This window comes from Dactylosporangium sp. NPDC000244 (assembly GCF_040300725.1).
Taxonomy (GTDB): domain Bacteria; phylum Actinomycetota; class Actinomycetes; order Mycobacteriales; family Micromonosporaceae; genus Dactylosporangium.
On the sequence record NZ_JBEPEH010000060.1, the window covers coordinates 1 to 18,710 of the forward strand.

Consider the following 18,710-nt stretch of genomic DNA (forward strand, 5'->3'; position numbering starts at 1 on the left):
CGTCGGTCGACGACCACGTCTTCGCCGCGGAGGGCTCCGAGTCCTCGCACCAGGCCCAGTTCTCCGAGCTCGACATGCTCAAGGAGCGCTTCGCCAGCGGCTTCGAGAGCGGCACGATGTTCAGCGGCAGCAACGCCGAGCTCGAGGCCGCGAACTGAGCACCCTGGCGTGACTACACCAGAGCAGCAGCGCGGCCGGTCTCCTGTGGAGGGGTGACCGGCCGTGCTGCGTTTTTTCAGGCGCAGGCGACGCAGGTGCGGGCGGCCGGACGGGCCAGCAGGCGCTCGGGCGGGATCGGGCGGCCGCAGCGCTCGCAGACGCCGTACGTGCCCGCGTCCAGGCGGGCCAGGGCGTCGTCGAGGTCGGCGAGGCGCCGGCGGGTGGCGGCCAGGACCGCGGTGAGCTGGGCGCGCTCGTAGGCGATGGTGCTGCCCTCGGGGTCGTGCTCGTCGTCGGCGTTGGACTCGCGGGACGCCTCGAACACGGCGCGCAGGTCGGCCTCCAGCGCGACGGCCTCGGCCTCGGCCGCGTCCCGGCGGTGCCGCAGCTCCGCCCGCATCACGGTATCCACCGGTACTCCACCTCCGGGCGGCCCGCGCCGGTGCCGTAGCGCAGGTGGCGGGCCGCGGCGCCGCGCTCGGCCAGATACTCAAGATACCGCCGCGCGGTCACCCGGGAGGCCTGCAACGACTGGGCCACCTCGGCCGAGGAGAGGCCGCCGGACGCCGCGCGGATCAGGTCCGCGACGGCCGCCAGGGACTCGGGGCTCATCCCCTTCGGCAGGTGGTTCGGGGACTGCCCGCGCAGGGTCTCCAGCAGCCCGTCGACCTCGCCCTGGTCCGCGACGGACTCCGTGCGCGCGATCTGGGTCCGGTACTGCCGGTACCGCTCCAGCTTCTCCCGCAGCGCGGCGAAGGCGAACGGCTTGAGCAGGTAGTGCACGATGCCCTGCGACACCGCCGCGCGCACCACGTCCAGGTCCCGGGCCGAGGTCACGGCCATCACGTCGGCGGGATGGCCGGCCGCCCGCATCGCGCGCACCAGGTCCATCCCGTGCATGTCCGGGAGGTTCATGTCCAGCAGGACCAGGTCCACCCGCTCCTTCACGAGCACCCGCAGCGCCTCCGCGGCCGTCGCGGCCCGGGCCGCCACCGCGAAGCCGGGGACGCGCTCGACGTACATCACGTGGGCGTCGGCCGCGATGGGCTCGTCCTCGACCACGAGCACCCGGATCACGGCGCGACCGCCGCGGCGCGCATCGGCAGCCGGACGGTGAACGCGGCCCCGTCCACGTCGATGCCGCCGCCGTGCCGGTGCACCGCCTGCCCGGCGAGGGCCAGGCCGAGGCCGCGGCCCATGAGTGCCCCGGCCGCTGGCTTCGTCGACCAGCCGCGCTCGAAGGCGTGGGTGACGTCGGCGGGGTCGAGGCCGGGGCCGCTGTCGGCGACGCGCAGCACCAGCGCCCCGTCGCGCAGCAGCGCGGCGAACTCGACCCGGCGCGGGGGCGGGGCGGCGACGGCGGCGTCGATGGCGTTGTCGAGCAGGTTGCCCACGATCGTCACGAGGTCCCCGGGTGGGAGGGCTGCCTCCGGTACCTCCGCGTCGGCCGCGACCTCGAGGTCCACGCCGCGCTCGGCGGCCTGCGCGGCCTTGGCGAGCAGCAGCGCCGCCAGCACCGGCTCGCGCACGGCCCCCACCACCCGGTCGGTGAGCCGCTGCGCGACCGCGAGCTCGTTGGCGGCGAACGCGATCGCCTCCTCCGTGCGGCCCAGCTCGATCAGGGAGAGCATGGTGTGCAGGCGGTTCGCGGCCTCGTGGGCCTGGGCGCGCAGCGACTCGGCGAAGCCGCGCACCGAGTCGAGCTCGCCGGTGAGCGCCTGCAGGTCGGTGTGGTCGCGCAGGGTCACCACGGTGCCGAGCGGCGCGCCGGCGCCGGCGGTGCTCGCGGGCGCCTGGTTGATGACGAGCACCCGGTCGCCGGCCAGGTGGATCTCGTCGGTGCGGGCCCGGCCCTCGGCCAGGGCGCCGCCGAGCGCGGCGGGCAGCCCGGCCTCGCCGATCGGCCGGCCCAGCGCGTCCTCGCCGAGCGCGAGCAGGCGACGGGCCTCGTCGTTGGCCAGCAGCAGGCGGCCGTTGCGGTCGAGCAGGAGCAGGCCCTCGCGGACGGCATGCAGGACGGCGTCGTAGAACTCGTACATCCGCGCCAGTTCTGCCGGCCCGAGGTCGTGGGTCTGCCGGCGCAGCCACCGGCTCACCAGCCAGGAGCCGGCCCCGGCGAGCAGCATCGCCAGCGCGGCGGTCACGAGCAGCGACGGGATGCGGCCGCGGACCTGGCGGGCGACCGAGGTGAGCCGGATGCCGACCGAGACCAGCCCGGCGATCCGGTCGCCGTCGCGCACCGGGACGACGGCCCGCATCGACGGGCCGAGGGTGCCGGTGTAGGTCTCGGTGAGCGGGCGGCCCTGGGCCGCGGGGCCGATGGTGCCGAGGAAGTGCCCGCCGATCTGGCGACGATCCGGATGGGTGTACCGGATGCCGGCCGTCGTCATGATGACCACGAAGTCGGTCTCGGCGTCGCGGTTGAGCTGGTCGGCCAGCGGCAGCAGGACGGCGGTCGGGTCGGGGGCGGCGAGCCCGTCGCGCACGGCGGGCGAGTCGGCGACGCTCCACGCGATGCCGAGGACCTTCTGCCGGGCGGCGTCGAGGCTGGCCCGGTCGGCCTGCACGTACGCGCCGCCGAGAGTGCCGGCGACGAGCACGGTGATGACGGTCAGCTGGAGGCCGAGCAGCTGACGGGCGAGGCTCCAACGGCGCGGGGACATGTACGCAATGTACTTAATAGTGACCGGGGTCACTGCGGCTCGCATGCTCACGGTATGACGCCCCCAGACACCACCGCGGCCGCCCCCGCCCGGCGGCGCGACCGAACCCATCTGCTGTATCTGGCCGTGATCGTCGCGGTCGTCGCCGGCGCCGCGTTCGGCCTCCTCGCGCCCAAGGCGGCGCTGGAGATGAAGCCGCTCGGCACCGGCTTCGTCAGCCTCATCCGCATGATGATCAGCCCGATCATCTTCTGCACGATCGTGCTCGGCATCGGCTCGGTGCGCCGGCTCGCCCGGGTCGGCCGGGTCGGCGGCCTGGCCCTGGGCTACTTCCTGGTCATGTCGACCGTGGCGCTCGCGATCGGCCTCGTCGTGGGCAACATCCTGCAGCCCGGCGCGAACCTGCACCTGACCGAGGCGGCGAAGGCGGCCGCGGAGAAGCAGGCGCAGAGCGGCTCCGGCTCGACGACCGACTTCCTGCTCGGCATCATCCCGACCAGCTTCTTCTCGTCGCTCACCTCGGGCCAGGTGCTGCAGGCCCTGCTCGTGGCGCTGCTGACCGGCTTCGCGCTGCACGCGATCGGCGAGTCGGGCCAGAAGATCCTGGTCGGCATCGGCCACCTGCAGAAGCTCGTCTTCCGCGTGCTCGCGATGATCATGTGGCTGGCCCCGATCGGCGCGTTCGGCGCCATCGCGGCCGTCGTCGGCGCCGGCGGCTGGAGCGCCATCGAGAGCCTGCTGCAGATCATGGCCGGCTTCTACCTCACCTGCGCGATCTTCGTGTTCGTGGTGCTCGGCGTCATCCTGCGGGCGGTGGCCGGGGTGAACATCCTGCTGCTGCTGAGGTACCTCGCGCGGGAGTTCCTGCTCATCCTGGGCACCTCGTCGTCGGAGTCCGCGCTGCCGCGGCTCATCGCCAAGATGGAGCACGCCGGCGTCTCGCGCACGGTCGTCGGCCTGACCGTGCCGACCGGCTACTCCTTCAACCTCGACGGCACCGCGATCTACCTGACCATGGCGTCGCTGTTCATCGCCGACGCGCTCGGCCAGCCGCTGAGCATCCCCCAGCAGATCTCGCTCCTGCTCTTCATGATCATCGCGTCGAAGGGCGCCGCGGGCGTGACGGGCGCCGGCCTGTCGACCCTCGCGGGCGGCCTGCAGGCGCACCGCCCCGAGCTCGTCGACGGCGTCGGCCTGATCGTGGGCATCGACCGCTTCATGTCCGAGGCCCGGGCCCTGACCAACTTCGCGGGCAACGCGGTGGCGACGATCCTGGTCGGCAAGTGGACGCACGACTTCGACCGCGCCCGCTGCGACGAGGTCCTGGCCGGCCGCCTGCCGTTCGACGAGCGCACCATGGTCGACGACCACACCCCGCGCACCGCGGACGACGAGGAGCCGGCACCGCGCCCGCCTGCCCCGAGGACCGAGGCTGCGGTCTGAGCACCCCGAGGGGCGAGCGGGTCACCGCTCGCCCCTCGCCGTGCCCCGGCGTCAGCGCGCGCCGAGCCTCGTCGCCCCGTGCGTGGCCATCGCCCGGGTGCCGAGCCAGGTGACGACCTCGCCGGAGGGCATCGGGCGGCCCAGGTAGTAGCCCTGGATCTCGTCGCAGCCGAGGGCGTGCAGCTGCTCCCAGGTGGCCGCGTCCTCGACGCCCTCGGCGACGACGTGCATGCCGAGGTTGTGGCCGAGGTCCACGGTGGAGCGCACGATCGCGAGCTCGCTGGTGCGCTCGCGCATGTGGGTGACGAAGGAGCGGTCGACCTTGAGCTCCTGCACCGGGAGGTTCTTGAGGTAGGCCAGCGACGAGTAGCCGGTGCCGAAGTCGTCGATCGACAGGCGCACGCCGAGCTCGTGCAGGCGGTTGAGCACCTCCAGGGCGCGGTCCGGGTCGGTCATGATGACGCTCTCGGTGATCTCGACGACGAGCCGGTCGGCCGGGACGCCGTACTGCTCGGTGAGGCGCCGGATCTCCTCGGGCAGCTCCAGGTCGAGCAGGCAGCGGGCGGACACGTTCACCGACACGGAGATGTCGTGGCCGGCCGCGCGCCAGGCGTGGCAGTCGCGCAGGGCGGTCTCGAGGACGTACGAGGTGAGCTGGCGGATCAGGCCCGTGGTCTCCGCGAGGGGGATGAACTCGTTCGGGCCGAGCAGGCCGTGCTCGGGGTGCTGCCAGCGGACCAGGGCCTCGGCGCCGAGCACCCGGCCGGTGCCGGCGTCGGCCTTGGGCTGGTAGAAGATGACGAGCTCGCCGGTGGCGACCGCGCGGCGGAGCTGGCCGAGCAGCCCGAGGCGGTAGGGGTTGTGGCGGTCGAACCGGGGGTCGTAGACGACGTGGTGCTCGTGGCCGCTCTTGGCCGCGTACATCGCCACGTCCGCGCGCTGCAGCAGCTGGGCCGAGTCGGTGGCGTGCTCCGGGTAGACGGCCACCCCGATGCTGCTGTCCACCTCGAGCGACAGGCCCCCGAGCGCGAACGGCTCGTCGAGCGCGGCGGTGATCTCGGCCGCGGCCGCCGTCGCGTCCCCGGTGCCGCCGATGTCCGGCAGCAGTACCGCGAACTCGTCCCCGCCCAGCCGGGCCACCGTGGCCCGCTCGCCCAGCACCCCGGTGAGCCGCCCCGCGACCTGCCGCAGCAGCAGGTCCCCGTTGTGGTGCCCGAGCGTGTCGTTGACCTCCTTGAACCGGTCGAGGTCGATGAGCAGCAGCGCGCTGGACCCGCCGCGGCGGTCGGCCGCGAGCAGCACCTGCTCGGCCCGCTCCAGCAGCAGCGCCCGGCTCGGCAGCCCGGTCAGCTGGTCGGTGAACGCCTGCTCGGTCAGGGCCTGCTCGCGCAGCCGCCGCTGGACGTCGTGCAGCCGCGCGGTGATCCAGCCGACGGACTCGCCGGCCAGCACGCACGTGGCCGTGACGTAGTACACCGAGCGCCCCAGCCCGGGAGCGTGCGACGCGATCGCCAGCGGAATCCAGTACGCGATCGCGAGGACGGGGCTGAGCACGAGGGTGGTGCCGCGCCGCTGGGCGGTGCCGACCCAGACCGCGAGCAGGAAGTAGAGGATGGCGGCGAGGTACGGGTCCGGCTCCGCCCAGTTGCCCACCCCGAGCAGCAGCAGCGCGGGCACGACCGTCCACAGCGAGGCGCGGCGGGGCCAGCGATGCCAGGGCAGGCGCCACATCACGAACCCGGCGACCATGGCGACGACGCCGACGACACCGACCACGAGCGCGGCCATGCCGGACAGCGTCAGCGGGAGCCCGAGGGTGAGCAACCCGCCGGCGACGAACATGGCGCTGATGGCCCGGCCGGCGACCCGGCGGAACTCGCCGTCGGGCTCTTCCCGGGGTTGCGTTCGGGCAGTCGACCTCACGGCCCCTCCATCGGACCTGGCCCGCGCTCCTTGAGGGGGCCCGGCGACCGCACCCGGATTGCTCCCGCAAGATGGACGGATGGACGCGGGGCATAGGCGCTGTCCCGCCGCCGTGCCTAATTCTCTATCGGATAGATAGGGGATTGACCGACCCCGTTTCTATTGTCTACCGTATCGGCATGAATTCACTCCGGTTGACCAGTCGGCGGTACGTCGACTGCTGCCGGACCTGCGCGTGCCTGTGTCCGGCCCGAGCCGTCTGACCGCCGCGCCCCAGCAAGCCCAAGCACCCGCGACCCGGCCGCCGCCGGGCGATTCCCCGTGCCCAGAACCCCGGGAGCCCCCATGTCCGAGAACCCGGAGACCGGAACGCGGCGCCGCGTCCCGCTCGACTGGATCGCCGTCGGTGTCGCCGCGGCCGTCGCCGCGCTCGCCGCCGCCCGTCTGCTGCCCGCCATCCCGTGGGACAGCGTCACCGTCCCCCTCATCAAGTAGGACGCCGCCATGACCGCCGTGACCGCTGACCCGCCGAGCCGGGCCGAACGCTTCACCGCCATCCCGGTCCTGCGCTATGCGCCGGGCGTGCTCCTGCTCATCGCGATCGGCCTGGCCGGCAAGTGGGCCCAGGCCGAGCTCAAGGTCGTCGCCGCGAGCACGCACACGCACCTGCCCGACATCGAGTACGTGCTGTGGGCCATCGTCATCGGGCTCGTCGTCGCCAACACCGTCGGGCTGCACCCGATCTTCCGGCCGGGCGTGGGCACGTACGAGTTCTGGCTGAAGATCGGCATCGTGCTGCTCGGGGCCCGGTTCATCCTCGGCGACCTCGCCAAGGTCGGCGGGGTCAGCCTGGGGCTCATCCTCATCGACGGCACCATCGCGGTCACCACCGTGCTGCTGCTGAGCAGGCTCTTCGGGCTCAAGGGCAAGCTGGGTTCGCTGCTGGCCATCGGTACCGCCATCTGCGGCGTGTCCGCGATCATCGCCGGCAAGGGCGCCATCGAGGCCGACGACGAGGAGTCCGGCTACTCCATCGCCGCGATCCTCGCGCTCGGCGCCGTCGCCCTGTTCTCGTTCCCGGCGATCGGCCACGGCCTCGGGCTGAGCCAGCACGAGTTCGGGCTCTGGGCGGGCCTGGCCGTCGACAACACCGCGGAGACCACGGCCACCGGCGCCATCTACGGCGCCGAGGCCCAGAACGTCGCCGTGCTCGTGAAGAGCACCCGCAACGCGCTCATCGGCTTCGTGGTGCTCGGGTTCGCGCTGTACTGGGCCTCCCGCGGCCAGGCCGCCACCATCGAGAAGGGCAGCCGGGCGAGGTTTCTGTGGGAGAAGTTCCCCAAGTTCGTGCTCGGCTTCATCGCCGTCTCGGCCCTGGCCACCTGGGGCGTGTTCACCAAGGCGGACATCGCCAGCCTCGGCAACGTCTCGAAGTGGGCGTTCCTGCTGACGTTCGCCGGCGTCGGGCTCAACACCGACTTCCGCGCGTTCGCCCGCAGCGGCTGGCGGCCGTTCATCGTCGGCGCGCTCTCGCTCGCCGTCGTCGCCGTCACCTCGCTGCTGCTCGTGCTCGGCGCGACCGCCGTCTTCGACCTCGGATGAGCACCGCCGTCCGGACCGCGCCGCCGGCCCAGCGGGCCTGGGGCCTGCGGCTCGTCTCGATCGTGACGCTGGGCGTGCTGTGGCAGATCACCGCCACCGTCATGCACAACCCGGCGTTCATCCCCGCCCCGGCCGCCGTGTGGCACCGGCTCGTCCAGACCTCGACCGACGGCTACAGCGGCCACACGCTCGCCGAGCACCTGGGCGTGAGCCTGCGCCGTATCCTGATCGGCTCCGCGATCGGCGTCGCGGGCGGCCTGCTCGCCGGGGTCGTGATGGGCACCGTCGCCTGGGTCCGGGTCGTCACCGAGCCCGTGGTCACGTTCGTGCGGGCGCTGCCGCCGCTGGCGTACTTCAGCCTCTTCATCATCTGGTTCGGCATCGACGAGACGCCGAAGCTGTGGCTGCTGTCCATCGCCGCGCTCCCGCCCGTGGCCGTGGCCACCGCCTCGGCCGTCGGCTCGGCCCCGACCGCGCTCGTCGAGGCGGTCCGCGCGCTCGGCGCCGGCCGGTGGGCGGCCGTGCGCGACGTGGTGCTGCCCAGCGCCCTGCCGGAGATCTTCACCGGCATCCGGCTCGCGGTCGGCATCGCGTACTCCTCCGTCGTCGCGGCCGAGACCATCAACGGCGTCCCGGGGATCGGCGGCATGGTCCGCGACGCCCAGCGCTACTCGCAGACCGACGTGGTGGTGCTCGGCCTCTTCGCCATCGGACTCTCCGGGCTCGCCATCGACGGCGTGCTCCGGCTCATCGAACAGCGCCTCATTCCGTGGCGCGGCAGAAGCTGACTGAAGGAATCCCCTTGCGAATCAAGCGTCTCGCGATCCTCGCCGTCACCACCGCACTCCTCGCCGCGTGCGGCAACGGTGCCGCCGGCGGAAGCCCGGACAAGAGCGAGAAGACCATCCGGATCGCGTACCAGGCCTTCCCCAGCGGCGACCTGATCGTGAAGAACCAGGGCCTGCTCGAGAAGGCCCTGCCCGACTACAAGATCACGTGGACCAAGTTCGACTCCGGCGCCAGCATCAACACCGCGTTCGTCGCCGGCAGCGTCGACATCGCGGCCATCGGCTCCAGCCCGGTCGCGCGCGGGCTGTCGGCCCCGCTGAACATCCCGTACCAGGTCGCCTTCGTCCTCGACGTGGCCGGCGACAACGAGGCCCTCGTGGCCCGCAACGGCACGAACATCGCCACCGTGGCCGACCTGCGCGGGCACAAGGTCGCCACGCCGTTCGCCTCCACCGCGCACTACAGCCTGCTCGCCGCGCTGGACCGGGCCGGCGTCAAGGAGTCCGAGCTGACCATCGTGGACCTGGAGCCGCAGGACATCCAGGCCGCGTGGACCCGCGGCGACCTCGACGCCGCCTACACCTGGCTGCCGTCGCTGGACGAGCTCAAGAAGACCGGCAAGGTGCTCGTCTCCAGCCGCGAGCTGGCCACCGCGGGCAAGCCGACGCTCGACCTCGGCGTCGTGTCCACCGCGTTCGCCAACGCGCACCCGGACGCGGTCGACGCCTGGCGCAAGGCCGAGGCGAAGGCGCTCGGCATCATCGCCGGGCAGCCGGACGCGGCCGCCGCGGCGGTCGCCAAGGAGCTCAACATCACCGCCGCCGACGCCGCGCACCAGCTGAGCCAGGGTGTGTTCCTCAAGCCGGCCGACCTGTCGTCGCCGGAGTGGCTCGGCACCGACGGCAAGGTCGGGGACCTCGCCCGGAACCTGCTCGCCGCGGCCCAGTTCCTCAAGGCCCAGAACAAGATCGACGCGGTGCCCGACCCGGCGGTCATCGAGAAGGCCATCTACACCAAGGGCCTGCCCGGTGTCCTCGCCGCCTGAGCCGGCCGTCCTCGTCGAGGATGTCGAGCACCGCTACGGGCCGGTGACCGCGCTCGGCCCGCTGAGCCTCACCGTCGCCGCGGGCGCGTTCCTCGTCCTCGTCGGGGCCTCCGGCTGCGGCAAGAGCACCCTGCTGCGGCTGATCGCCGGCTTCGAGCGCCCGAGCGCCGGCCGGGTCCGGGTCGCCGGCGCCGAGCCGGTGCCGGGCCGCGGCGCGGGGCTGGTGTTCCAGGCCCCGCGGCTGCTGCCGTGGAAGACCGTCGGCGGCAACGTGGCCCTGGCGCTGCGCTACGCCGGGGTCCCGCGCGAGGAGCGGGCCGGGCGGGTCGCGGAGCTGCTCGAGCGCGTCGGGCTGCACGACGTGGCCGGGCGCCGGACCTGGGAGGTCTCGGGCGGCCAGCAGCAGCGCGTGGCGATCGCGCGGGCGTTGGCCGTACCGAATCCGCTCCTGCTGCTCGACGAGCCGTTCGCCGCCCTCGACGCCCTGACCCGTGAGCGGCTGCAGGAGGACCTGCGGCGCGTGAGCGAGGCGAGCGGCCGCACGTGCGTGTTCGTCACCCACAGCGTGGACGAGGCCGTGTTCCTCGGCAGCCGGGTCGTGGTGCTCAGTGACCGGCCCGGCCGCGTCGCGCTGGACCAGCCGATCGACCTGCCGCGGACCGGCGTCGACCCGGAGGAGCTGCGGCGGTTGCCAGAGTACGCCGCCTACCGCGCCGAGCTCGGGCGCGCCGTCCGGGCCCCGGAACAGCAGAGGAGTACCGTATGAAACTCGATCCGCTCGGCCCGGCCTTCGGGGCCGAGGTGTTCGGTGTCGACCTGCACCGCGCGACCGACGAGTCCATTGTGGACATCCGGGCCGCGCTCGTCGAGCACAAGGTGCTGTTCTTCCGCGACCAGCAGCTCGACGACGACGGGCACGTGCGCCTCGGCCGCCGGCTCGGCGAGCTGACCGCGTCGCACCCGGTCGTCGGCGGCGTGGACGAGGCCCACCCGGAGATCTACGCGCTGGACAGCTCCGACGGCGGGTTCGCCGACGTGTGGCACACCGACGTGACGTTCATGCGCCGCCCGCCGCTGGGCTCGATCCTGCGCGCGGTCACGCTCCCGCCGACCGGTGGCGACACCAGCTGGGCCGACAGCCAGCTCGCCTACGAGTCCCTGTCGGCGCCGGTGCGCCGCCTCGCCGACGAGCTGACCGCGGTGCACGACGGCAACCGGGAGTTCGGCTACTACCTGGCCCAGCGCCGCGGCGGCCGGGGCAGCGAGTGGGACGGCGAGGTGGTGACCCGCCTCGACCCGGTCGAGCACCCGGTGGTGCGGGTCCACCCGGAGACGGGCCGCCGCGGGCTCTTCGTGAACCCGGGCTTCACCTCGCACATCGCCGGGGTGTCGGAGGCGGAGAGCCGCGGCATCCTCGACCTGTTCTACGCGCACCTCACCAAGCCCGAGCACATCGTGCGGCACCGCTGGCGGGTCGGCGACGTGGCGATGTGGGACAACCGCAGCACCGCGCACTACGCCAACCACGACTACGGCACCGCGCACCGGGTCATGCACCGCATCACGCTGCGCGGCGACATCCCGAGCGGGGTCGCATGAGCCTCCCCGACTTCCTCATCGCCGGGGTGCCCAAGGCCGGCACCTCGGCGCTGCACGCGGCGCTCGCCCCGCACCCGCGGCTGCACCTGTCCGCCGTGAAGGAGCCCAAGTTCTTCCTGAGCGACGGCCCGCCCCCGCGCCGCGGCGGCCCCGGCGACGTGCAGACCTACCAGGAGCACGTGTGGCGGCGGGCCGACTACGAGGCCCTGTTCGACCCGGCCCCGCCCGGTGCCCTGCGCGGCGAGGCGACCCCGTTCTACCTGCACGACCTGGACTCGCACGCCCGCATCGCCAAGCTGCTGCCGGGCGTGCGGATCATCCTGGTGCTGCGCGATCCGGTCGACCGCGCCCACTCCAACTGGGCGCACCTGTTCGGCGCCGGCCTGGAGTCCGAAGCCGACTTCCTGCGCGCGGTCGAGCTCGAGCCGCGGCGCGTCGCCGCCGGCTGGGCGCAGTTCTGGCACTACACGGGGCTCGGGCGCTACGGCAGCCAGCTCGAGCACCTGCTGGCCCATGTGGACCGGGAGCGGGTGCTGCTGCTGCGGTACCGCGACCTGCGCGACCGCCCCGCCGAGACCCTCGACCGCGTGTGCGCGTTCCTCGGCGTCGAGACCGGCCTGCTCGCCGAGGCCCCGCCGGAGAACGTGCGCGCGTTCGTCGACGACACGCGGGCCAACGCCGTCATCCGCCTCGCGTTGCGCACCGGCGGGCGGATCGGGCACCATTTCCCCCTGCCGGTGCGCAAGGTCTTCCGCACACCGCTGCTCGGCCTGCTGCACCGCCGGCACGGGTCGCGGCCGCGGGTGACCGCCGCGCAACGCGCGACCCTGCTGCCTCGTTTCGCCGATGAGATCCGCAAGCTCGAGGACGTGAGCGGGGAGTCGTACGCCGACTGGCTCAGCCTCGAACACGCCAGCCGCTACCAGCCGTGAGGGGACGTACCGTGTCCGTGCCGCCGCTGCCCCGCCTGCACGACTCCGCCGTGGCGGTCGCCCCGCCCGACGGCGGCACCGGCACCTGGGCGGGTGCGCCGAGCGCCTGGCGCGAGGGCGAGGAGATCTACCTCGCGTACCGCCTGCGCCGCCCCGTCGGCGAGGGCCGCGGCTACGCGAACGTCGTGGCCCGCTCGGCCGACGGGGTGACGTTCACGCCCGTCGCCGAGGTGCACAAGGACCGCTTCGGCGGCGCCTCCCTCGAGCGCCCGGCCCTCGTGCGCACCCCCGACGGCCGGTGGCGGCTGTACGTGAGCGTGGCGACGCCCGGCACCAAGCACTGGCGCGTCGACGTCCTCGAAGCCGACTCGCCGGACGGGCTCGGCGACGCCCCGGCGCGGACGGTCCTGCCCGGCGACCACACGATCGGCGTCAAGGACCCGGTGGTGTACTTCGACGGCGTCCAGTGGCACCTGTGGGCGTCCTGCCACCCCCTCGAGTCCGACGAGCACGCGGACCGCATGTCGACCTGGTACGCGACCAGCCGCGACGGCCTGGAGTGGCAGTGGCAGGGCGTGGCCCTGGCCGGCCGCCCCGGTGCCTGGGACGCCCGCGGGGTCCGGGTCTCCGCGATCGTGCCCACGGCGACCGGCGTGCTCGCCACCTACGACGGCCGCGCGAGCGCCGAGGAGAACTGGGAGGAGCGCACCGGCGTGGCCACGGGCACCTTCGACGCCCTGACCGCGACGGACGCCGAGCCCCTGACCTCGCCGCACGCGCCGGGCGGCCTGCGCTACCTGAGCCTGGTCACCCTGCCGGACGGCCGCCACCGCGTGTACTACGAGATGACCCGCGAGGACGGCGCCCACGAGCTGCGTACCGAGCTGGTCTGACCGGGGTTTGCCTCAATGCTGCGCCGCGAGCCGCCGGCGGAACTCGGCGTAGGCGGACTGGACGACCCCGTTGAGGCGCTCCAGCTCGGCCGGTGACGGCTCCCGGCGCAGGTTCACCTCGATCTTGAAGTCGCCGTCCTCGACCCGCACGCGCAGGTCCTCGAGCAGGTCCGGCGGCAGCTTGCTCAGCACGAACGCGCGGAACGCCTCGGCGAGGGTGCCGGGCATGTCGCCGCAGCCGCACGTGCGGCCCTCCAGCACCGCGCCGAGGTGGCTGCGCCCGACCATCGCGTCCGGGTGCACCGGGTCGAGCACGGCCAGGCCCTCCTCGATGACGGTGCGGGCCTCGCCGAGGCGGTTGCGGTGCTGCAGGAACAGTCCCAGGGCGATCCGGCCGCGGCCCAGCAGCTCGGGGTCGGCGCCGGTCTGCGCGATCCGCACGGCGTCGCGCAGGCACGGCTCGGCCTCGGTGAACCGCTCGGCCTCCTGCAGGGCCAGGCCCCAGTTGCGCAGCACCTGGCTGACCGGCTCGGGCCGGCCGATGCGCACGGCCCGCTCGTGGGCGGCCGCGTACGCGTGCAGGCCCGCCCCCGTCTCCCCCGCCTCGCCGTGCGCGAGGGCCAGGCCCATCGCGGCCATGAGCGCGGCCTCGGCGTTGCCCTGCCGGTCGTAGGCGGCGAGCACCCGCCGGATGGCCTCGACCCGCCCGGCCTGGTCACCGGCGTCGCGGCCGAGGTTGGCCAGGCTCGACAGGGCGTTGAGCGTGGCGCGGTGGTCCGGGCCGAGCTGGGCCTCCAGCAGCCGCACCAGGTCGCGGACGATGCCGGCGTACATCCTCGGATCCCCGGCCTCGATCCGCCGCTGCACGGCCAGCGCCAGCTGTTCGAGCACGGGCCCGGGCAGCCGGTCGGCGTCGGCGAACGCCTCCGCCCCCGGGTCCGCGGCGCGCACGATCTCGGCCCGCAGCGCCAGCGCGACCGCGACCCGCTCGTGCCCGTTGCGCCACAGGTTCGCGACCATCTCCTCGGCCGCCTGGTGCGCCGCGGCGAGGGCGCCCCGGCTCAGCAGCAGCTCGGCCAGGGGCTCGAGGCCGAACGCGTAGCCGGGGTGCTCCCGGCCGTAGAACGCCTCGCGGGCGGCGAGCCCGGCGCGCAGCTCCGCCTCGGCCTCGTCCAGCCGGCCGGCGAGGCGCAGGGCCAGGCCGAGGTTGCTGCGGTACGTCAGGTGGTCCTTGTGCAGGCCGGGGAAGTCCCGCGGCGACACCGACACCGCGGCGCGGAAGCAGTCGACGGCCCGGCCGAGCTGGTCGGCGTTGAGCAGCACGTTGCCGAGGTCGCACTGGGCCGACGCCCACTGCGGGCTGCCGGCGCCGTGGCGGGCGGCGACGGCGTCGAGTTCGCGCACCATGACGGCCTCGGCCTCGACCAGGCGGCCGTCCTGCAGCAGCGCCACGGCGGCATCGAACGGGGTGGGGGTGATGGTCACCGCGGGAGTTTAGGCCAGGCGCTCTCGGAGGAACGCGGCGATCTCGGCCCGCGCCGCCTTGGCCCGTCGCTGCACGCCCGGCATGCTCAGGAACGCGTGGACGGCGCCCGGGTGCTCGGCCAGCGTGACGGGCGTGCCGGCCGCGCGGAGCCGGTCCGCGTACGCGCGGCCCTGGTCGGCGAGGGGGTCGTCGGCCGGCACGACGACGAGCGCCGGGGCGAGCCCGGACAGGTCCCCGGCGTGCAGGGGCGAGACGGCCCGCGGGTCGGTCCCCTCCGGCACGGCCAGGCGCAGGAACAGCTCCAGCTGCGCGAGCGTCAGGGTGGGGCTGCCGGCGTGGGCGCGCATCGACGGGTACGTCAGCGCGGTGCCGGTCAGGTCGGTGGCCGGGTTCACGAGCACCTGGGCCCGCAGCGGGATGCCCTCGGCGCGGGCGCGCTGGGCGGCCAGGGCCGCGATCAGGCCGCCCGCGCTCTCGCCGAACACCGCGACCCGCGCGGGGTCGACGGCCAGGCCCAGCTCGGCCGCGCGGTGCAGGACGGCCCAGCCGTCGTCGGCCGCGGCGAGCATCGAGGTGCCGGGGGCCAGGAGCCGGTGCTCGACCGACACGACCACGGCGGGCACCCGGGCCGCGAGGTGGCTGTTGATCCAGTCGCTCTGCGGGGCCGTGCCCACGAACCCGCCGCCGTGGACGTGGACGACGAACGCATCGGCGCGCTCGGGGCGGTACACCCGCAGCCGCAGCGAACGGCCGGGCAGGTCGAGCGTGTGCCAGCCGATGGTCACGCCCGGCGCCGGGAACCCGCTCACGACCCGCACCAGCCGCGAGGCCCGGCGGCGGTTCTCGGCCTCCCGGAACGCGTCGAGCTCCGCGGCCGACATTGCCGGCCAGTCCGGCTGCTTGCGCACCGCCTGCAACAGCCTCAGTCCCAGCGACATGACGCCCTCCCCGACTTCCGATACTCGTCGTATCGATACTCGAAGTAGCATAACTCGCTAGGATGGCGGCATGGCAAGACCCGGCCGGCCCCGCTCCGGCGTCGACGACACGGTGTTCGCGGCCACCCTGCGCACGGTCCACGAGCTCGGCTACGAGCGCGCGACCGTGGACCGCATCGCGGCCGCGGCGGGCGTGGCGAAGACGACGATCTACCGCCGCTGGCCGGCGAAGGGCGCCCTGATCACGGCCGCGCTGGTGGACGCGTTCGGCCCGGCGCCCCTCGACGGCGACGACCCCGCGGCGATGCTCGCCACGGCGATCCGCTGGATCGCGGGGAAGATCGGCGAGCCCGGCGTCGGGGCGGCCTTCGCGGGCGTGTTCACCGACGCCGTCAGCGACCCGCAGCTGCGCGACATCCTGCGCACGCGGCTGCAGGACCCGTACCGGATCGCGTTGCAGGAGGCCCTCGGCGAGCCCGAGCAGCGGGTGCTGTTCTTCATCGACGTGGTCGTCGGCACCCTGCTGCATCGGATGGGCATGACCGGCGAGCCGATGGTGGACGCCGACGTCGACGCGCTCGTGGCGATGGTGACGCGGGCGCTCTAGTGCTGCTGCGGGTTCTCACGCCCGACGTCGCCGGCCGGTACGGCCGAAAGGGGCGGCGCCGCCGTAGCGGAGCCGCCCCGTGTTCCGGGTTCCGGGTCAGACCATGATCATCGACACGGGCCACTGGCCGCCGTTGTTGACCGCGCTCACCGTGGTGGCGTGCACGCCGGTGCTGCCCTTGTGCCAGCCGCTCGCGTCGCCGTAGATCTGGTACAGCGTGCCGCTGTCGGCCGCCATCGTCTGCGGCCACGTGCCGCTGAGGTACACCGCCGAGATCGAGGCCGTGCTCGACACCGCGACGCCGGTGTTGGCGTCGTGCCAGCCGGTGCCGTCCGCGTAGACCTCGTGCAGCACGCCGCCGGAGACCGTCATGCTGGTCGGCCACTGGCCACCCATGTTCACCGCGGACACCTTGGTCGCCGACTTGCCGGTGCTGCCCTTGTGCCAGCCGCTCACGTCGCCGTAGATCTGGTAGAGCGTGCCGCTGTCCACGGCCATGACCTGCGGCCACTGCCCGCCCATGTTCACCGCGGAGATGCTGGAGCCGTTGGGCAGGGAGATGCCGGTGCTCGCCTTGTGCCAGCCGCTCGCGTCGCCGTAGATCATGTAGAGCGTGCCGTTGTCGACCGCCATGGTGTGCACCCAGGCGCCGGTCATGTAGGCCGCGGAGATCGAGGCGCCGGCCGAGAGCGTGATCCCGGTCGAGGCGTCGTGCCAGCCGGACGCGTCACCGTAGATCTGGTGCAGCACGCCGCCCTCGAGGGCCATCGTCTGCGGGTGCGCGTCGCCGGGGACGAGCGCGGAGGTCATCGCCTGGACGTTGGAGCCGGTCGAGCCGTCGTTCCAGCCGTCGGTGTCGGCGTAGACCTCGTGCAGGCCGCCCGTGCCGGTGCCGCTGCCACCGCTGCCGTCCTCGACGATCTTGTTGTACCGCCGGGCCACGTAGTCGCCGTTCGGGTGCGAGTCGAAGGTCGCGGCGTTGATCGAGACGTGGGTCTTGTGCTTCACCGGAGTGGAGCCGAAGGAGTAGTACGAGAAGTAGACGTGGTCCGGCTCCCACTGGTCGAACAGGATCACGTGGTCCTGGGCCGAGTTGAGGATGTCGCCGGGACGCAGGTCCGACCGGTTGATCTGGGCGGAGATGTCGGACAGATTGCCGGTCCAGTTGTCGGTCGACGTGTGCCAGGACATGTCCACGAAGCCGGAGCAGTCGCGGCGGTAGTTGCGCGAGCCGGTTGGATCGGGCGAGAACCCGGTCTGGCTGTAGGTTCCCGGCTGATGGTCCACCCAGTACTGCGCGCGTTCGATGACTTCCGAGCGGGTGATCGAGCCGCCGACCGAGGAGGTGAACGCGGCGTGGGCGGGCGTCTGGAGGGCGGCGAGGCCGGTGAGGGCGACGGTCGCGGCGAGGGCGCTGCCCAGCAGGCGGCGAGCGAGGGTCTTCATGGCGTGGGCGCCTTTCAGGGATCGAGGGATGGTGCGGAAACGGTGCGGGTGGTGCGGGTGGGTCAGCAGGTGCCGAGCTGCTCGGCGACCGCGTCCGGCACGAATCCGGTGCAGTAGTCGGCGGTGCCGAGGTTCAGGGCCACCCACTGGTGGGTGGCGGACAGGTAGGCGAAGACGACGGTCGAGGGCTGCATGCGGCCGTCCGGCTTCGTGTGCGCGGTGGCGAAGCCCTGGGCGCAGGCCGGCTTCTCCAGCGCCACCGGGCTGCCGGCGCGTTCGTGCATGTCGGCGTTGGCATGCAGGGCGGTGAAGAGCGTGTCGGCGGTGACCGGGCACACGGCCGGGTCGACCGCGCCGACCTTCGGCGCGCCGCCGACCGGCCGGGCCGGGATGACGGTCGAGCCGGTGGCCGGATTGCCGGTCGGGTTGACGGCCGGATCGCTGGTCGGGTTGCTGGTCGGGTTGACGGTCGGATTGCTGGCCGGATCGCTGCTTGGGTTGGCGGTCGGGTTCGCCGCCGCGGGGGACGTGGGGGTGGCGGCCGCGGGCTGCGCGGCCGGTGGGGGCGACGATGTGCCGCAGCCGGCGAGGGCCAGGGTCGCGGTGGCGGCCAGCATGACGCCGGCCAGGGCGCGTGCGCTGTTCATCGGAGTGCTCCCCGTGTGATGTCGTCGATTCGCCAGCCGGCGAAGATGGGCGTGTCGGCGACGGCCCGCCGCGCGAGCCGCTCGGCGCGGTCGCGGGCCGACTCCTCGGTTCCGGTGCGGTAGAAGAGGCCCACGTCCAGTCCGCGCGCGGCCCGGCGGGCGCTGAGGTGCTCCAGCGCCTCGGTGGGCTCGGCCCGGGCCTGCAGTACGTGCCGGGCGTCGGCGGGCTCGATGCTCTGGTGCGCCGCGCCTGCGGTGGGCGACAGGTGCAGGATCACCAGGTGCATCGCCAAGCCCCCGTTCGCTTCACCCGGCGTGCGGGCGGCGCCGGGCCGGCTCTGGGGACGGCCGCCGCCGGCCCGGCAGGGGGACGCCGGTGCGAGGGGGCCGGCGGCCGTTGGGGGCGCTGCCGGTGGCCGGATCCGGTCATCGCCGTGGGCGCAACCGGTCTGCGCCTGGTTCGGGCGGATGCCGCCATGACGATCCTGGCCGTGGTGTCCGATCGATTCATGAGAAAGCTCCCGGTGACAATTCCTCG

Annotated in this window: 19 protein-coding genes; 10 read left to right on the plus strand and 9 right to left on the minus strand. The window is 73.6% G+C overall.

The genetic code is table 11. The annotated features are described in order from the left end of the window. Positions 1-235 precede the first annotated feature (235 nt). Genes ABT369_RS52240 through ABT369_RS52250 form a run of 3 tightly spaced genes read right to left on the minus strand, consistent with a single transcriptional unit; the run spans position 236 to position 2,822 of the window. Positions 236-571, minus strand: coding sequence for a TraR/DksA family transcriptional regulator (locus ABT369_RS52240; protein WP_350625180.1), 336 nt, complete (start codon positions 569-571; stop codon positions 236-238). Next, positions 559-1,236: a response regulator gene (locus ABT369_RS52245; RefSeq protein WP_350625182.1), complete on the minus strand. Its 678-nt coding sequence runs from the start codon at positions 1,234-1,236 to the stop codon at positions 559-561. Before ABT369_RS52245 ends, ABT369_RS52240 begins: the two co-directional genes overlap by 13 nt. Continuing rightward, complete coding sequence (locus tag ABT369_RS52250; protein ID WP_350625184.1) at positions 1,233-2,822, minus strand: sensor histidine kinase; 1,590 nt, start codon at positions 2,820-2,822, stop codon at positions 1,233-1,235. Before ABT369_RS52250 ends, ABT369_RS52245 begins: the two co-directional genes overlap by 4 nt. Positions 2,823-2,876: 54 nt before the next feature. On the opposite strand from ABT369_RS52250, the gene ABT369_RS52255 reads away from it, so the two are divergent. Beyond that, the gene (locus ABT369_RS52255; protein ID WP_350625186.1) at positions 2,877-4,265 is read left to right on the plus strand and encodes a cation:dicarboxylate symporter family transporter; all 1,389 of its coding nucleotides are present in this window, start codon (positions 2,877-2,879) and stop codon (positions 4,263-4,265) included. 51 nt (positions 4,266-4,316) lie between these two features. Here ABT369_RS52255 and ABT369_RS52260 read toward each other — a convergent pair whose 3' ends face one another. Beyond that, positions 4,317-6,188 carry a putative bifunctional diguanylate cyclase/phosphodiesterase gene (locus ABT369_RS52260; RefSeq protein ID WP_350625188.1) on the minus strand — a complete coding sequence of 624 codons (1,872 nt, stop codon included), beginning with the start codon at positions 6,186-6,188 and terminating at the stop codon, positions 4,317-4,319. A gap of 345 nt (positions 6,189-6,533) precedes the next feature. Between ABT369_RS52260 and ABT369_RS52265 the strand changes: the two genes are divergently transcribed. Genes ABT369_RS52265 through ABT369_RS52300 form a run of 8 tightly spaced genes read left to right on the plus strand, consistent with a single transcriptional unit; the run spans position 6,534 to position 13,048 of the window. Then, positions 6,534-6,683 (plus strand): hypothetical protein, encoded by a 150-nt coding sequence (locus ABT369_RS52265; RefSeq protein WP_350625190.1) that lies wholly within the window; start codon positions 6,534-6,536, stop codon positions 6,681-6,683. 9 nt (positions 6,684-6,692) lie between these two features. Then, on the plus strand, positions 6,693-7,790 hold the full coding sequence (locus tag ABT369_RS52270) for a YeiH family protein (RefSeq protein WP_350625192.1): 1,098 nt from the start codon (positions 6,693-6,695) through the stop codon (positions 7,788-7,790). Next, positions 7,787-8,578: an ABC transporter permease gene (locus ABT369_RS52275; protein ID WP_350625194.1), complete on the plus strand. Its 792-nt coding sequence runs from the start codon at positions 7,787-7,789 to the stop codon at positions 8,576-8,578. The genes ABT369_RS52270 and ABT369_RS52275 overlap by 4 nt, the downstream gene beginning before the upstream one ends. A 14-nt stretch (positions 8,579-8,592) precedes the next feature. Further along, complete coding sequence (locus tag ABT369_RS52280) at positions 8,593-9,624, plus strand: taurine ABC transporter substrate-binding protein (protein WP_350625196.1); 1,032 nt, start codon at positions 8,593-8,595, stop codon at positions 9,622-9,624. Beyond that, on the plus strand, positions 9,608-10,390 hold the full coding sequence (locus ABT369_RS52285) for an ABC transporter ATP-binding protein (RefSeq protein WP_350625198.1): 783 nt from the start codon (positions 9,608-9,610) through the stop codon (positions 10,388-10,390). Before ABT369_RS52280 ends, ABT369_RS52285 begins: the two co-directional genes overlap by 17 nt. Next, positions 10,387-11,223: a TauD/TfdA dioxygenase family protein gene (locus ABT369_RS52290; protein ID WP_350625200.1), complete on the plus strand. Its 837-nt coding sequence runs from the start codon at positions 10,387-10,389 to the stop codon at positions 11,221-11,223. The genes ABT369_RS52285 and ABT369_RS52290 overlap by 4 nt, the downstream gene beginning before the upstream one ends. Next, positions 11,220-12,155 carry a sulfotransferase family protein gene (locus ABT369_RS52295; protein WP_350625202.1) on the plus strand — a complete coding sequence of 312 codons (936 nt, stop codon included), beginning with the start codon at positions 11,220-11,222 and terminating at the stop codon, positions 12,153-12,155. Before ABT369_RS52290 ends, ABT369_RS52295 begins: the two co-directional genes overlap by 4 nt. Before the next feature lie 11 nt (positions 12,156-12,166). Further along, complete coding sequence (locus ABT369_RS52300) at positions 12,167-13,048, plus strand: glycoside hydrolase family protein (protein ID WP_350625204.1); 882 nt, start codon at positions 12,167-12,169, stop codon at positions 13,046-13,048. Between the two features lie 12 nt (positions 13,049-13,060). Here the strand turns inward: ABT369_RS52300 and ABT369_RS52305 are convergent, their stop codons facing one another. Then, positions 13,061-14,533, minus strand: coding sequence for a tetratricopeptide repeat protein (locus ABT369_RS52305; RefSeq protein ID WP_350625206.1), 1,473 nt, complete (start codon positions 14,531-14,533; stop codon positions 13,061-13,063). Positions 14,534-14,542: 9 nt separating this feature from the next. After that, positions 14,543-15,472, minus strand: a complete 930-nt coding sequence (locus tag ABT369_RS52310) for an alpha/beta hydrolase (protein WP_350625208.1) — start codon at positions 15,470-15,472, stop codon at positions 14,543-14,545. Between the two features lie 70 nt (positions 15,473-15,542). Between ABT369_RS52310 and ABT369_RS52315 the strand changes: the two genes are divergently transcribed. Next, positions 15,543-16,079, plus strand: coding sequence for a TetR/AcrR family transcriptional regulator (locus ABT369_RS52315; protein WP_350625210.1), 537 nt, complete (start codon positions 15,543-15,545; stop codon positions 16,077-16,079). Between the two features lie 96 nt (positions 16,080-16,175). Here ABT369_RS52315 and ABT369_RS52320 read toward each other — a convergent pair whose 3' ends face one another. From ABT369_RS52320 to ABT369_RS52330, 3 genes are all read right to left on the minus strand, one after another. After that, entirely contained in the window at positions 16,176-17,525 is a 1,350-nt protein-coding gene (locus ABT369_RS52320) for a hypothetical protein (protein WP_350625212.1), read from the minus strand. 62 nt (positions 17,526-17,587) lie between these two features. Further along, positions 17,588-18,172, minus strand: a complete 585-nt coding sequence (locus ABT369_RS52325; RefSeq protein ID WP_350625214.1) for a hypothetical protein — start codon at positions 18,170-18,172, stop codon at positions 17,588-17,590. Next, complete coding sequence (locus tag ABT369_RS52330) at positions 18,169-18,459, minus strand: hypothetical protein (RefSeq protein ID WP_350625216.1); 291 nt, start codon at positions 18,457-18,459, stop codon at positions 18,169-18,171. Before ABT369_RS52330 ends, ABT369_RS52325 begins: the two co-directional genes overlap by 4 nt. Between the last annotated feature and the right edge of the window lie 251 nt (positions 18,460-18,710).

Bases quoted from the DNA above. Each gene is read 5' to 3' on its own strand.
- ABT369_RS52310 (WP_350625208.1), bottom strand. From the start codon at position 15,472: ATGTCGCTGGGACTGAGGCTGTTGCAGGCGGTGCGCAAGCAGCCGGAC.
- ABT369_RS52275 (WP_350625194.1), top strand. From the start codon at position 7,787: ATGAGCACCGCCGTCCGGACCGCGCCGCCGGCCCAGCGGGCCTGGGGC.
- ABT369_RS52290 (WP_350625200.1), top strand. From the start codon at position 10,387: ATGAAACTCGATCCGCTCGGCCCGGCCTTCGGGGCCGAGGTGTTCGGT.
- ABT369_RS52325 (WP_350625214.1), bottom strand. From the start codon at position 18,172: ATGAACAGCGCACGCGCCCTGGCCGGCGTCATGCTGGCCGCCACCGCG.
- ABT369_RS52250 (WP_350625184.1), bottom strand. From the start codon at position 2,822: ATGTCCCCGCGCCGTTGGAGCCTCGCCCGTCAGCTGCTCGGCCTCCAG.
- ABT369_RS52315 (WP_350625210.1), top strand. From the start codon at position 15,543: ATGGCAAGACCCGGCCGGCCCCGCTCCGGCGTCGACGACACGGTGTTC.
- ABT369_RS52295 (WP_350625202.1), top strand. From the start codon at position 11,220: ATGAGCCTCCCCGACTTCCTCATCGCCGGGGTGCCCAAGGCCGGCACC.
- ABT369_RS52265 (WP_350625190.1), top strand. From the start codon at position 6,534: ATGTCCGAGAACCCGGAGACCGGAACGCGGCGCCGCGTCCCGCTCGAC.
- ABT369_RS52270 (WP_350625192.1), top strand. From the start codon at position 6,693: ATGACCGCCGTGACCGCTGACCCGCCGAGCCGGGCCGAACGCTTCACC.
- ABT369_RS52255 (WP_350625186.1), top strand. From the start codon at position 2,877: ATGACGCCCCCAGACACCACCGCGGCCGCCCCCGCCCGGCGGCGCGAC.
- ABT369_RS52320 (WP_350625212.1), bottom strand. From the start codon at position 17,525: ATGAAGACCCTCGCTCGCCGCCTGCTGGGCAGCGCCCTCGCCGCGACC.
- ABT369_RS52330 (WP_350625216.1), bottom strand. From the start codon at position 18,459: ATGCACCTGGTGATCCTGCACCTGTCGCCCACCGCAGGCGCGGCGCAC.